Source organism: Pseudomonas sp. Leaf48 (assembly GCF_001421885.1).
In the GTDB taxonomy this organism is placed as follows: domain Bacteria; phylum Pseudomonadota; class Gammaproteobacteria; order Pseudomonadales; family Pseudomonadaceae; genus Aquipseudomonas.
The window spans coordinates 53,578-67,047 of record NZ_LMLH01000029.1; the positions used below are offsets into that span (position 1 = coordinate 53,578).

At 60.0% G+C, this 13,470-nt stretch carries 14 protein-coding genes; 13 read left to right on the top strand and 1 reads right to left on the bottom strand.

What is annotated here, in order from left to right:
- Nucleotides 1–183 precede the first annotated feature (183 nt).
- The 10 genes from ASE98_RS19600 to hisC all read left to right on the top strand — a co-directional run bounded on the left by ASE98_RS19600 (nt 184) and on the right by hisC (nt 8,123).
- A complete protein-coding gene (locus tag ASE98_RS19600) occupies nt 184–993 on the top strand; it encodes an ATP-binding cassette domain-containing protein (RefSeq protein WP_060542985.1) in 810 nt (269 codons plus the stop codon).
- Nucleotides 993–1,790, top strand: coding sequence for a lipid asymmetry maintenance ABC transporter permease subunit MlaE (mlaE, locus tag ASE98_RS19605; protein ID WP_060542986.1), 798 nt, complete (start codon nt 993–995; stop codon nt 1,788–1,790). The genes ASE98_RS19600 and mlaE overlap by 1 nt, the downstream gene beginning before the upstream one ends.
- A complete protein-coding gene (mlaD, locus tag ASE98_RS19610) occupies nt 1,790–2,257 on the top strand; it encodes an outer membrane lipid asymmetry maintenance protein MlaD (RefSeq protein ID WP_060542987.1) in 468 nt (155 codons plus the stop codon). Before mlaE ends, mlaD begins: the two co-directional genes overlap by 1 nt.
- Nucleotides 2,258–2,268: 11 nt before the next feature.
- Nucleotides 2,269–2,910, top strand: coding sequence for an MlaC/ttg2D family ABC transporter substrate-binding protein (locus tag ASE98_RS19615; RefSeq protein WP_060542988.1), 642 nt, complete (start codon nt 2,269–2,271; stop codon nt 2,908–2,910).
- On the top strand, nt 2,907–3,212 hold the full coding sequence (locus ASE98_RS19620; RefSeq protein WP_060542989.1) for an STAS domain-containing protein: 306 nt from the start codon (nt 2,907–2,909) through the stop codon (nt 3,210–3,212). The genes ASE98_RS19615 and ASE98_RS19620 overlap by 4 nt, the downstream gene beginning before the upstream one ends.
- 114 nt (nt 3,213–3,326) lie before the next feature.
- Nucleotides 3,327–3,566, top strand: a complete 240-nt coding sequence (locus ASE98_RS19625) for a BolA family protein (RefSeq protein WP_007912386.1) — start codon at nt 3,327–3,329, stop codon at nt 3,564–3,566.
- Nucleotides 3,567–3,588: 22 nt separating this feature from the next.
- The gene (gene murA, locus ASE98_RS19630; protein WP_060542990.1) at nt 3,589–4,854 is read left to right on the top strand and encodes a UDP-N-acetylglucosamine 1-carboxyvinyltransferase; all 1,266 of its coding nucleotides are present in this window, start codon (nt 3,589–3,591) and stop codon (nt 4,852–4,854) included.
- 127 nt (nt 4,855–4,981) lie between these two features.
- Nucleotides 4,982–5,617, top strand: coding sequence for an ATP phosphoribosyltransferase (gene hisG, locus ASE98_RS19635; RefSeq protein ID WP_060542991.1), 636 nt, complete (start codon nt 4,982–4,984; stop codon nt 5,615–5,617).
- Between the two features lie 125 nt (nt 5,618–5,742).
- Nucleotides 5,743–7,068, top strand: coding sequence for a histidinol dehydrogenase (hisD, locus tag ASE98_RS19640; RefSeq protein ID WP_060542992.1), 1,326 nt, complete (start codon nt 5,743–5,745; stop codon nt 7,066–7,068).
- A gap of 2 nt (nt 7,069–7,070) precedes the next feature.
- A complete protein-coding gene (gene hisC / locus ASE98_RS19645) occupies nt 7,071–8,123 on the top strand; it encodes a histidinol-phosphate transaminase (protein WP_060542993.1) in 1,053 nt (350 codons plus the stop codon).
- A gap of 129 nt (nt 8,124–8,252) precedes the next feature.
- On the opposite strand, the gene algW is transcribed toward hisC, so the two are convergent.
- The gene (gene algW, locus ASE98_RS19650; RefSeq protein ID WP_060542994.1) at nt 8,253–9,413 is read right to left on the bottom strand and encodes a Do family serine endopeptidase AlgW; all 1,161 of its coding nucleotides are present in this window, start codon (nt 9,411–9,413) and stop codon (nt 8,253–8,255) included.
- A 103-nt stretch (nt 9,414–9,516) separates the two neighbouring features.
- Between algW and ASE98_RS19655 the strand changes: the two genes are divergently transcribed.
- The 3 genes from ASE98_RS19655 (at nt 9,517) to cysN (ending at nt 13,371) form a co-directional block, all read left to right on the top strand.
- Nucleotides 9,517–10,275 carry a Nif3-like dinuclear metal center hexameric protein gene (locus ASE98_RS19655; protein ID WP_060542995.1) on the top strand — a complete coding sequence of 253 codons (759 nt, stop codon included), beginning with the start codon at nt 9,517–9,519 and terminating at the stop codon, nt 10,273–10,275.
- 270 nt (nt 10,276–10,545) lie between these two features.
- Nucleotides 10,546–11,463 carry a sulfate adenylyltransferase subunit CysD gene (gene cysD / locus ASE98_RS19660; protein ID WP_060542996.1) on the top strand — a complete coding sequence of 306 codons (918 nt, stop codon included), beginning with the start codon at nt 10,546–10,548 and terminating at the stop codon, nt 11,461–11,463.
- Between the two features lie 9 nt (nt 11,464–11,472).
- Nucleotides 11,473–13,371, top strand: coding sequence for a sulfate adenylyltransferase subunit CysN (gene cysN, locus ASE98_RS19665; protein ID WP_060542997.1), 1,899 nt, complete (start codon nt 11,473–11,475; stop codon nt 13,369–13,371).
- Nucleotides 13,372–13,470 lie beyond the last annotated feature (99 nt).

Here is a 13,470-nt window from a genome sequence, read left to right on the forward strand (position 1 = left end):
ACCACGAAGCCTCTATAAAGAAGCTTTCAGTCATTCATGTTGTTGCACATGGCCCGGCTTTAGCCTTGGGCGCGTGGCCTTTGCAGTGATATAGTTCGCCGCCTGTTCGGCCTGCCCGGGAGGTATGTGCTTTCGCTGGAAAGCCAGGCGCCCGAGCAAGAGGCTGCATCGCAAGGAGTTTAGATGAGTGCCGATAACGCCTACGCGGTCGAGCTGAAGGGACTGACCTTCAAGCGCGGTGCGCGGAGCATTTTCAATAACGTTGATATTCGCATACCGCGCGGCAAGGTCACCGGCATCATGGGGCCTTCCGGGTGCGGCAAGACCACGCTCCTGCGTTTGATGGGCGCCCAGTTGCGGCCTACCAGCGGCGAAGTCTGGGTCAATGGGCAGAATTTGCCGGAGCTTTCGCGCAGCGACCTGTTCGATGCGCGCAAGCATATGGGCGTGCTGTTTCAGAGCGGCGCATTGTTTACCGACCTCGATGTGTTCGAGAACGTCGCCTTTCCGCTGCGGGTCCACACCCGGCTGCCGGAAGAAATGATCCGCGACATCGTTCTGCTCAAATTGCAGGCCGTGGGCCTGCGTGGCGCTATCGACCTGATGCCCGACGAACTGTCCGGTGGCATGAAGCGTCGTGTCGCGCTGGCCCGGGCGATTGCCCTGGATCCGCAGATCCTCATGTATGACGAGCCCTTTGTCGGCCAGGACCCTATCGCGATGGGCGTTCTGGTGCGCCTGATCCGCTTGCTCAACGATGCGCTGGGTATCACCAGCATCGTGGTTTCCCACGATCTGGCCGAGACCGCGAGCATTGCCGACTACATCTATGTGGTGGGCGATGGCCAGGTGCTGGGGCAGGGCACGCCAGACGAGTTGATGAACTCGGATGACCCACGGATTCGCCAGTTCATGACCGGTGAGCCTGATGGGCCGGTGCCGTATCACTTTCCAGCGACGGATTACCGCGCAGATCTTCTGGGGAAGCGCTGATGCGCAAAACTTCATTAATAGAACGTGTACGCCGGTTCGGCCACGCAGCCATTGATGCGCTGGCGGTGTTCGGGCGTGCGACGCTGTTCCTGTTTCATGCCCTGCTCGGTCGCGGTGGCATTGGCGGCGGTTTCGGGTTGCTGATCAAGCAGCTGCATTCGGTGGGCGTCATGTCCCTGGTGATCATCGTGGTCTCCGGGGTGTTCATCGGCATGGTGCTGGCCCTGCAAGGCTTCAACATCCTGTCCAGCTATGGTTCCGAGCAGGCTGTCGGGCAGATGGTTGCGCTGACGCTGTTGCGTGAACTGGGGCCGGTGGTGACGGCCTTGCTGTTCGCCGGGCGTGCCGGTTCGGCGTTGACAGCCGAAATCGGCAACATGAAATCCACCGAGCAGTTGTCCAGTCTTGAAATGATCGGGGTCGACCCGCTCAAGTACATCATTGCCCCGCGCCTGTGGGCCGGCTTCATTTCCCTGCCGGTGCTGGCGATGATTTTCAGCGTGGTGGGCATCTGGGGTGGTTCGTGGGTGGCGGTGGACTGGCTGGGCGTCTATGAGGGCTCCTACTGGTCGAACATGCAGAACAGCGTGACATTCGCCGATGATGTCCTGAACGGGATCGTCAAAAGTGTTGTCTTTGCCTTTGTCGTGACCTGGATCGCCGTATTCCAAGGCTATGATTGTGAACCCACTTCCGAAGGGATCAGTCGTGCCACTACCAAGACCGTTGTGTACGCCTCGTTGGCTGTACTCGGCCTGGACTTTATTCTGACCGCCTTGATGTTTGGAGATTTCTGATGCAAAACCGCACCCTGGAAATCGGTGTCGGCCTTTTCCTGCTGGCTGGCATCCTGGCTTTGTTGTTGCTGGCGTTGCGGGTCAGCGGCCTGTCGCCGAGCCCGAGCACTGACACTTATAAACTTTACGCATATTTTGACAATATCGCCGGTTTGACGGTCAGAGCGAAGGTGACCATGGCCGGTGTAACCATCGGCAAGGTGACCGCGATCGATCTGGATCGCGACAGCTTTACCGGTCGGGTGACCATGGAGCTGGAAAAACGCGTCGATAACCTGCCGTCTGACTCCACCGCCTCTATCCTGACTGCGGGCCTGTTGGGCGAGAAGTACATTGGCATCAGTGTCGGCGGGGAAGAAAGTCTGCTCGCGGATGGCGCAACCATCCACGACACCCAGTCGTCGCTTGTGCTGGAAGACCTGATCGGTAAATTCCTGCTCAACACCGTTAGCAAAGAAGCTAAATGAGGAACTGTTAAATGATCTCTATCTTGCGACGTGGCCTGTTGGTAATGCTCGCGGCGCTGCCGTTGGTGGCCAACGCAGTGGCGGCGCCTTCGGCACACGATCTGGTACAGGACACTACCAATCGTATGCTTGCCGATCTGGCGGCCAACAAAGAAAAGTACAAGCAGGATCCGCAGGACTTTTATGCGGCGCTCGACAGCATTGTCGGTCCTGTCGTGGATGCCGAGGGTATTTCCAAGAGCATCATGACGGTCAAGTACTCGCGCAAGGCCACGCCTGCGCAGATGAAAACCTTTGAAGAGAACTTCAAAAAAGGTCTGTTTCAGTTCTATGGCAATGCCTTGCTGGAGTACAACAATCAGGGCATCACCGTTGACCCGCCCAAGGACGAGTCGGGCGACCGCACCAGCGTCGGCATGACGGTCAAGGGCAGCAGCGGCGCGATCTACCCGGTTTCCTACACGCTGGAAAAGATCAATGGCGAATGGAAACTGCGCAACGTGATCATCAATGGCATCAACATTGGCAAACTGTTCCGTGACCAGTTCGCCGACGCGATGCAGCGCAATGGCAATGATCTGGACAAGACCATCAATGGTTGGGCCGGAGAAGTTGCCAAGGCCAAGCAGTCCACCGAGAAACAAAGCCAATGAGTGAGTCCGCCGTTCAAATGAACGAGGCTGGCGAGCTACAGCTCAGCGGTGTGCTGGATTATCGCAGCGGCCCGGGCCTGCGCGAGCAGGGCCAGGCGCTGATCAAGGCGAGCAAGGCTGCTGCGCTGGTGGTTGATTGTTCGGCGGTGACGAAGTCCAGTAGCATCGGCCTGTCGCTGCTGCTGTGCTTCATGCGCGATGCGCAGGCGGCCGGCAAGCCGTTGAGCATCCGCGGGATGCCAGAAGACATGCGCGAAATCGCCCAGGTCAGTGAGCTGACCGAGCTGTTGGCGCATCCCTAACCCGCATCGACAAACAAGCCCCCCGTCCGAGTCCTGCTTGGCGGGGTTCGCAGGCGCGGGGCTTTTTTGTATGATGTCCGACCCGCGCGCACAGGGCGCCGATTGAGGTTGAGCATGCAGGCCGTAGAAGTGAAGAGCTTCCTTGAAGGAAAGCTGCCCGGAACGTTGGTAGAAGTTGAGGGCGAAGGCTGCAATTTCCAGCTGAACGTGATTAGCGATGAACTGGCGGCGTTGAGCCCGGTCAAGCGTCAGCAGCAGATCTATGCCCATTTGAACCCATGGATCACCGATGGCAGCATCCATGCGGTCACTATGAAATTTTTCAGCAGCGCGGCCTGGGCCGAGCGCACCTGAGCCCAAGGGCGTCGAGATTCTTATGGATAAATTGATTATTACCGGTGGCGTTCGTCTTGATGGCGAAATCCGCATCTCCGGGGCAAAGAACTCTGCCCTGCCGATCCTGGCTGCCACCCTGCTGTGCGACGGCCCGGTTACCGTGGCCAACCTGCCGCACCTGCACGACATCACCACGATGATCGAGCTGTTCGGTCGCATGGGCATTGAGCCGGTGATCGACGAGAAACTCAGCGTCGAAATCGACCCGCGCACCATCAAGACCCTGATCGCTCCGTACGAACTGGTTAAAACCATGCGTGCGTCGATTCTGGTGCTGGGCCCGATGGTTGCCCGCTTCGGTGAAGCCGAAGTCGCGTTGCCTGGCGGTTGCGCCATCGGTTCGCGTCCGGTCGACCTGCACATCCGTGGCCTGGAAGCCATGGGCGCGGTCATCGATGTCGAAGGCGGCTACATCAAGGCCAAGGCGCCTGAAGGCGGCCTGCGCGGTGCGCACTTCTTCTTCGACACCGTCAGCGTGACCGGTACCGAGAACATCATGATGGCGGCCGCTCTGGCCAAGGGCCGCAGCGTACTGCAAAACGCCGCTCGCGAGCCTGAAGTGGTCGACCTGGCCAACTTCCTCAACGCCATGGGCGCCAAGGTTTCCGGCGCCGGCACCGACACCATCACCATCGATGGCGTCGAGCGTCTGCACACCACCACCTACAAGGTCATGCCCGATCGTATCGAAACCGGCACCTACCTGGTGGCGGCGGCCGTGACTGGCGGTCGTGTGAAGGTCAAGGACACCGATCCGACCATTCTCGAGGCGGTGTTGGAAAAGCTGCGCGAGTCGGGTGCCGAAATCACTTGCGGCGAAGACTGGATCGAACTGAACATGCACGGCAAGCGGGCCAAGGCCGTCAACGTGCGGACCGCTCCGTACCCGGCGTTCCCGACGGACATGCAGGCGCAGTTCATATCCCTCAACGCCGTTGCCGAAGGCACGGGCGCCGTGATTGAGACGATCTTCGAAAACCGTTTCATGCACGTTTACGAACTGCACCGCATGGGCGCCAAAATCCAGGTCGAAGGCAACACTGCGATCGTCACCGGCACCGAAAAACTCAAGGGCGCGCCAGTCATGGCGACCGACTTGCGTGCTTCGGCCAGCCTGGTGATCTCGGCCCTGGTTGCCGAAGGCGATACCTTGATCGATCGCATCTACCACATAGACCGTGGCTACGAGTGCATCGAAGAGAAACTGCAGATGCTGGGCGCCAAGATCCGTCGCGTTCCGGGCTAGTAGTGCTGCATGGGCACAGGGACGTGCCTGTTGGATTGATATAAGTCGAGCCGGTTTCCGGCTCGATGCGTGTCCGGCGCCGATTGCGTCCGGGCATAAGATTGCTGATTAAGGGCTGACGTTTCCCATGCTGACTATCGCACTGTCCAAGGGCCGCATCCTTGACGACACCTTGCCGCTTCTGGCTGAAGCGGGCATCGTGCCGACCGAGAATCCGGACAAGAGCCGCAAGCTGATCATCCCCACGACCCAGGACGATGTACGTCTGCTGATCGTGCGCGCTACCGATGTGCCGACCTACGTCGAACATGGTGCCGCGGACCTCGGCGTGGCCGGTAAGGATGTGCTGATGGAATATGGCGGCCAGGGCCTGTACGAGCCACTGGACCTGCAGATCGCCCAATGCAAGCTGATGACCGCCGGTAAAGTCGGGGCGATCGAGCCCAAGGGCCGCCTGCGCATCGCCACCAAGTTCGTCAACGTCGCCAAGCGCTACTACGCCGAGCAAGGTCGTCAGGTCGATATCATCAAGCTTTACGGCTCGATGGAGTTGGCGCCGCTGATCGGCCTGGCCGACAAGATCATCGACGTTGTCGACACCGGTAACACGCTGCGGGCCAATGGCCTGGAGCCACAGGATTTCATTGCTGCCATCAGCTCCCGGCTGATCGTCAACAAAGCTTCGATGAAAATGCAGCACGCCCGTATCCAGGCGTTGATCGACACCCTGCGCAAGGCAGTGGAGTCTCGACACCGCGGCTGATTCACCTGCGCGACGTTAAGTTGCGCCCGTCTATCCGCCTCATAGCCAGAATCTCAGGTGCCCAAGCGGAAACGACTGCTAAGTTAGGGCGCCTGAGTTTTTGCCATTCCTATGAGGCTCTCGCTATGACCGCACCGACTGCAATTCGCCGACTCAACGCTGCTGACCCGGATTTCGCGCATCATCTGGATCATCTGCTGAGCTGGGAAAGTGTGTCTGACGACTCGGTCAATCAGCGGGTGCTGGACATCATCAAGGCTGTGCGTGAGCGTGGCGACGCGGCACTGGTGGACTTCACCCGCCAGTTCGACGGCCTGGACGTAGCGTCCATGGCCGACCTGATCCTGCCGCGCGAGCGTCTGGAACTGGCACTGACCCGTATCTCCGTGCCCCAGCGCGAAGCCCTGGAAGTCGCCGCCGCCCGTGTGCGCAGCTACCACGAAAAGCAGAAGCAGGACTCCTGGAGCTACACCGAGGCCGACGGCACCGTGCTGGGCCAGAAAGTCACGCCGCTGGACCGTGCCGGCCTGTACGTCCCGGGTGGCAAGGCATCGTACCCGTCGTCGGTGTTGATGAACGCGATTCCGGCCAAGGTCGCCGGTGTCACCGAAGTGGTCATGGTCGTACCGACTCCGCGCGGTGAAATCAACGAGCTGGTACTGGCCGCCGCTTGCATCGCCGGCGTTGACCGTGTGTTCACCATCGGTGGTGCCCAAGCGGTTGCCGCGCTGGCTTACGGCACCGAAAGCGTGCCGAAGGTCGACAAGGTGGTAGGCCCGGGCAACATCTATGTCGCCACCGCCAAGCGCCACGTGTTTGGCCAGGTCGGTATCGACATGATTGCCGGCCCTTCGGAAATTCTCGTGGTTTGTGACGGTCAGACCGATCCGGACTGGATCGCCATGGACCTGTTTTCCCAGGCCGAGCACGACGAAGACGCTCAGGCGATTCTGGTCAGCCCGGATGCCGAGTTCCTCGACAAGGTTGCCGCCAGCATCGACAAGCTGATGCCGACCATGGAGCGTGCCGCGATCATCGAAACCTCGATCAATGGCCGTGGTGCACTGATCAAGGTTCGCGACATGGAGCAGGCCATCGAAGTCGCCAACCGCATTGCTCCTGAACACCTGGAGTTGTCGGTCGCCGATCCGCAAGCCTGGCTGCCGCAGATCCGTCACGCTGGCGCAATCTTCATGGGCCGCCACACCTCTGAGGCCTTGGGCGACTACTGCGCAGGTCCCAACCACGTGTTGCCGACCTCCGGTACTGCGCGTTTCTCCTCGCCGCTGGGTGTTTACGACTTCCAGAAACGTTCGTCGATCATCTTCTGCTCCGAGCAAGGCGCGTCAGAACTGGGCAAGACTGCTTCCGTGCTGGCCCGTGGCGAATCGCTGAGCGCTCACGCACGTAGCGCCGAATACCGCATCAAAGACCAAGCGAAGGGGAACTGAGCATGAGCAAATTCTGGAGCCCGTTCGTCAAGGATCTGGTGCCTTATGTGCCGGGTGAGCAGCCGAAGCTGACCAAACTGGTCAAGCTCAACACCAACGAGAACCCGTACGGTCCGTCGCCAAAAGCCTTGGCGGCGATGCAGACCGAACTCAATGACAACCTGCGCCTGTACCCGGACCCGAACAGCGATCTGCTGAAAAATGCAGTCGCCAGGTATTACGGCGTGCAGAGCAATCAGGTGTTCCTCGGCAACGGTTCGGATGAGGTGCTGGCGCACATTTTCCACGGTCTGTTGCAACACGAGCAGCCGATTCTGTTCCCGGACATCAGCTATAGCTTCTACCCGGTGTATTGCGGGCTGTACGGCATCAAGTTCGATGCAGTGCCGCTGGATGAGGAATTCCAGATCAACCCGGCGGACTACGCCAAGCCGAACGGCGGGATCATTTTCCCTAACCCGAACGCGCCGACCGGTTGCCTGCTGGCACTGGACGCGGTCGAGCAAATCCTCAAGGCCAGCCCGAACTCGGTGGTGGTTGTGGATGAGGCTTATATCGACTTCGGCGGCGAGACCGCGATCAGTCTGGTGGACCGTTATCCGAACCTGCTGGTGACTCAAACCCTGTCCAAGTCCCGTTCGCTGGCGGGCCTGCGGGTTGGCCTGGCGGTTGGGCACCCGGAGCTGATCGAGGCGCTGGAGCGGATCAAGAACAGCTTCAACTCCTATCCGCTGGACCGTCTGGCGAATGTCGGCGCGGCGGCGGCGTTCGAGGATCGCGAGTACTTCGACAAGACTTGCCGTCTGGTCATCGAGAGCCGTGAGTGGGTGATCGCGCAGTTGCAGGCCAAGGGCTTTGAAGTGTTGCCGTCGGCAGCGAACTTCATTTTTGCCCGGCATCAGCAGCATGACGCGGCAGGGCTGGCGGCGAAACTGCGCGAGCAGGGCGTGATCGTGCGCCACTTCAAGCAGGAGCGGATTGCGCAGTTCCTGCGGATCTCCATCGGCACACCTGAGCAGAACCAGGCGCTGATTGACGGTCTTGGCGATCTTTAACCCACGACGACTAACCCTGATGTGGGAGCGGGCTTGCTCGCGAATACAGTTTTTCATTCAACAGAAATGTTGGCTGATCGACCGCTTTCGCGAGCAAGCCCGCTCCCACATTGGTTCTTGTATACGGCTTCAGTTTTCTTCTTTCTCTTTGACCGGAGCCGGCGGCGGACGCAGGCCGATTTCCGCGCTCAGCTTGAGTTCCTTGCCGTTGCGCATCACCTGGATCGACACCTTGTCGGTCGGTTTGATCCGCGCCACCTGATTCATCGAACGGCGACCATCACCCGCCGGCTCGCCGTCGATGGCAAGAATCACATCGCCCAGTTGCAGGCCGGCTTTCTGCGCCGGACCGTCGCGGAAAATTCCCGCAACGACAATTCCCGGACGTCCCGACAAGCCAAAGGACTCGGCCAGTTCCTGGGTCAACGGCTGCACTTCAATGCCCAGCCAGCCGCGAATCACCTGGCCGTGTTCGATGATCGACTTCATCACCTCCATCGCCAGTTTCACCGGGATCGCGAAGCCGATGCCCTGGGAGCCACCGGACTTGGAGAAAATCGCCGTATTGATGCCGGTCAGGTTGCCGCTTGCATCCACCAGCGCACCACCGGAGTTGCCGGGGTTGATCGCCGCATCGGTCTGGATGAAGTCTTCATAGTTGTTCAGGCCCAGCTGGTTGCGCCCGGTGGCACTGATAATACCCATGGTCACGGTCTGGCCGACGCCGAACGGGTTGCCAATGGCCAGCGCGACGTCGCCGATGCGGATGTTGTCGGAACGGCCAACCGTGATCGATGGCAAACTTTTCAGATCGATCTTCAGCACCGCAAGGTCGGTTTCCGGATCGCTACCGATCACCCGGGCCAGGGTCTCACGCCCGTCCTTGAGCGCCACGACAATCTGGTCGGCACCGCTGGTCACGTGGTTGTTGGTCAGGATGTAGCCTTCCGGGCTCATGATCACGCCGGAACCCAGGCTCGACTCCATGCGCTTTTGCTTGGGCGAGTTGTCGCCGAAAAAGCGCCGGAACTGCGGGTCTTCAAACAGCGGATGAGAGGGTTTGTTAATGACCTTGGTGGTGTAGAGGTTGACCACCGACGGCGCGGCCGTGGTCACCGCGTCGGCGTAAGACACCGGCCCTTGCTGTACGCTGGTGGTTTGCGGGGCTTGTTGCAGATTGACGTCGAGGCTCGGGAGCCCGACCCACTGCGGGTAACGCTGGATGATTAACAGAGCGACAAGCACGCCGGCCAACAGCGGCCAGCCGGAAAAACGCAGCGCCTTGAGCATTAAGCACGTCCTGAGAGAGTTGCAGGCGGAATGAGACCGCTCATAATGTCGCGCATTATACGAGGCCGCGCGTGCCTCTGAACGGGATATTTAGGAGTCTTTTATGGCCGTAGCCCTGAGCACCCTGGTCGAAGAAGCCGACCGTTACCTTGGCAGTTCGAAAATTGCCGATTACTGCCCCAACGGCCTGCAAGTGGAGGGGCGGCCGCAGGTGCTGCGCATCGTCAGCGGCGTCACCGCCAGTCAGGCCCTGCTCGATGCCGCCGTGCAAGCCAACGCCGATCTGGTGCTGGTGCATCATGGCTACTTCTGGAAGGGCGAGAATCCGTGCATCACCGGCATGAAGCAGCGTCGTCTGAAGACCTTGCTCAAGCACGACATCAGCCTGCTCGCTTACCACTTACCCCTGGATCTGCACCCGGACGTCGGCAATAACGTGCAGTTGGCGCGCCAGCTGGATATCACCGTCGAAGGCCCGCTCGATCCGGATAACCTGAAAATCGTCGGCCTGGTGGGCTCATTGAATGAACCGGCGACCCCCCGGGATTTCGCCCGACGGGTCCAGGAAGTCATGGGCCGCGAGCCACTGTTGATTGAAGGTAGTGCGATGATCCGACGGGTTGGCTGGTGCACCGGGGGTGGCCAGGGCTACATCGATCAGGCAGTAATGGCCGGGTGCGACCTGTTCCTCAGTGGCGAGGCGTCCGAGCAAACCTTCCACAGTGCCCGGGAAAACGACATCAGCTTCATCGCCGCCGGCCACCACGCCACCGAGCGTTATGGTGTTCAGGCGCTGGGGGATTACCTGGCACGACGCTTTGCCCTTGAACACATCTTCATCGATTGCCCGAATCCCATCTGAATACTCGATCCCAGAGACACCAATAATCTAATGTGGGAGCGGGCTTGCTCGCGAAAGCGGTCTTACATTCAGCGGCAGAGTTGAATGATCCACCGCTTTCGCGAGCAAGCCCGCTCCCACATTAGAAGCGCCGCTGTCCCCGAACCGGTGGGCATATTCATATACTTTTTCGATCTAGTTGGCGTCCTGATTAGAAGAGGTCGCTGTGCTAGGATTCCTCGCTCGAACACGGCCCGCTGGCCGTTCATAAGAAAGCTTTCGTGAGTAGCCATGGTCGACAAACTGACGCATCTGAAACAGCTGGAGGCGGAAAGCATCCACATCATCCGCGAGGTGGCCGCCGAGTTCGATAACCCGGTGATGCTGTACTCCATCGGTAAGGACTCCGCCGTGATGCTGCATCTGGCACGCAAGGCGTTCTTCCCGGGCAAGCTGCCGTTTCCGGTGATGCACGTCGACACCCAGTGGAAATTCCAGGAGATGTACAGCTTCCGCGACAAGATGGTCGCCGAACTGGGCCTCGACCTGATCACTCACGTCAATCCTGACGGCGTGGCGCAGGGCATCAACCCGTTCACCCACGGCAGTGCCAAGCACACCGACATCATGAAGACCGAAGGCCTCAAGCAGGCCCTGGACAAACATGGTTTCGACGCGGCCTTCGGTGGTGCGCGCCGCGATGAAGAGAAATCCCGCGCCAAGGAGCGCGTGTACTCGTTCCGCGACAGCAAGCACCGCTGGGACCCGAAAAACCAGCGTCCCGAGCTGTGGAACGTCTACAACGGCAAGGTCAACAAGGGCGAATCCATCCGCGTATTCCCGTTGTCGAACTGGACCGAACTGGACATCTGGCAGTACATCTACCTCGAAGGCATCCCGATCGTGCCGCTGTACTTCGCCGCCGAGCGTGAAGTCATCGAGAAGAACGGCACCCTGATCATGATCGACGATGAGCGCATCCTCGAACACCTGAGCGATGAAGACAAAGCCCGTATCGTCAAAAAGAAAGTGCGTTTCCGTACCCTTGGTTGCTACCCGTTGACGGGCGCGGTGGAGTCCGAGGCCGAAAGCCTCACGGACATCATTCAGGAAATGCTCCTGACGCGAACTTCCGAGCGCCAGGGCCGTGTCATCGACCACGATGGCGCCGGCTCCATGGAAGACAAAAAACGTCAGGGTTATTTCTAAGGGGTTGTCATGTCGCACGTATCTGATTTGATCAGCGAGGACATCCTCGCCTACCTGGGCCAGCACGAACGTAAAGAGCTGCTGCGCTTTCTGACCTGCGGTAACGTCGATGACGGCAAGAGCACCCTGATCGGGCGCCTGCTGCACGACTCCAAGATGATCTACGAAGATCACCTGGAAGCCATTACCCGCGACTCGAAAAAAGTCGGCACCACTGGTGAAGACATCGACCTGGCACTGTTGGTCGACGGCCTGCAGGCCGAGCGCGAGCAAGGCATCACCATCGATGTCGCGTACCGCTATTTCTCCACCGCCAAGCGCAAATTCATCATCGCCGATACCCCAGGCCATGAGCAGTACACCCGCAACATGGCCACCGGTGCGTCCACCTGTGACCTGGCGATCATCCTGGTCGACGCCCGTTACGGCGTGCAGACCCAGACCCGTCGCCACAGCTTCATCGCCTCGTTGCTGGGCATCAAGCATATCGTTGTGGCCATCAACAAGATGGACCTCAAGGGCTTCGACCAGGGCGTGTTCGAGTCGATCAAGGCCGACTACCTGGCGTTCGCCGAAGGCCTGAAGCTCAAGCCGACCAGCATGCACTTCGTGCCGATGTCCGCCCTCAAGGGCGACAACGTGGTGAACAAGTCCGAGCGCTCGCCGTGGTACACCGGCCAATCGCTGATGGAAATCCTCGAGACCGTGGAAGTGGCGGGCGATCGCAACTTTACCGACCTGCGTTTCCCGGTGCAGTACGTCAACCGTCCAAACCTGAACTTCCGTGGTTTCGCCGGCACCCTGGCCAGCGGCATCGTCAAGAAAGGCGACGAAGTCGTGGTCCTGCCTTCGGGCAAGAGCAGCCGCGTGAAGTCCATCGTCACCTTCGAAGGCGAACTGGAGCACGCAGGTCCTGGCCAGGCTGTAACGCTGACCATGGAAGACGAGATCGATATCTCCCGTGGCGACCTGTTGGTGCATGCCGACAACGTTCCGCCAGTCACCGACAGCTTCGAAGCGATGCTGGTGTGGATGGCTGAAGAGCCGATGCTGCCGGGCAAGAAGTACGACATCAAGCGCGCCACCAGTTACGTGCCGGGCTCGATTGCCAGCATCGTCAACAAGGTCGACGTGAACACTTTGGAAGAAGGTCCGGCCAGCGCATTGCAGCTGAACGAAATCGGCAAGGTCAGGATCGCGCTCGACGCGCCGATTGCCCTCGACGGTTACGACAGCAACCGCACCACCGGCGCGTTCATCATCATTGACCGGTTGACCAACGGCACCGTTGGCGCTGGCATGATCGTCGCCCAGCCTTTGGCCCACGGCACCAGCACGCACCACGGCAAACTGGCTCACGTCGCTACCGAAGAGCGCGCTCAGCGCTTCGGCCAGCAACCGGCCACCGTATTGTTCAGCGGCCTGTCGGGCGCGGGCAAGAGCACTCTGGCTTACGCCGTCGAGCGCAAGCTGTTCGACCTGGGCCGTGCGGTGTTTGTGCTCGATGGCCAGAACCTGCGTCACGACCTCAACAAAGGTCTGCCGCAGGATCGCGCCGGGCGTACCGAGAACTGGCGTCGTGCGGCCCACGTCGCCCGTCAGTTCAACGAAGCCGGCCTGCTGACCCTCGCCGCATTCGTTGCGCCGAGTGCTGAAGGTCGTGAACAGGCCAAGGACCTGATCGGCAAAGAGCGTCTGGTGACGGTCTATGTCCAGGCCTCGCCGGCGGTCTGTGCCGAGCGTGACCCGCAAGGCCTGTACGCTGCTGCCGGGGACAACATCCCGGGCGAGTCCTTCCCGTACGATGTGCCGCTGGATGCCGATCTGGTGATCGACACCCAGTCTGTTTCGCTGGAAGAGGGCGTGAAGCAGGTGCTGGATCTGTTGCGTAGCCGTGGCGCGATCTAAGTCTTAGCCAGAAATGAATAACCCGCCGATGAGTGATCAACGGCGGGTTTTTTATTTCAGGTCGACCCGGTCAACTGTGGGAGCGGGCTTGCTCGCGAA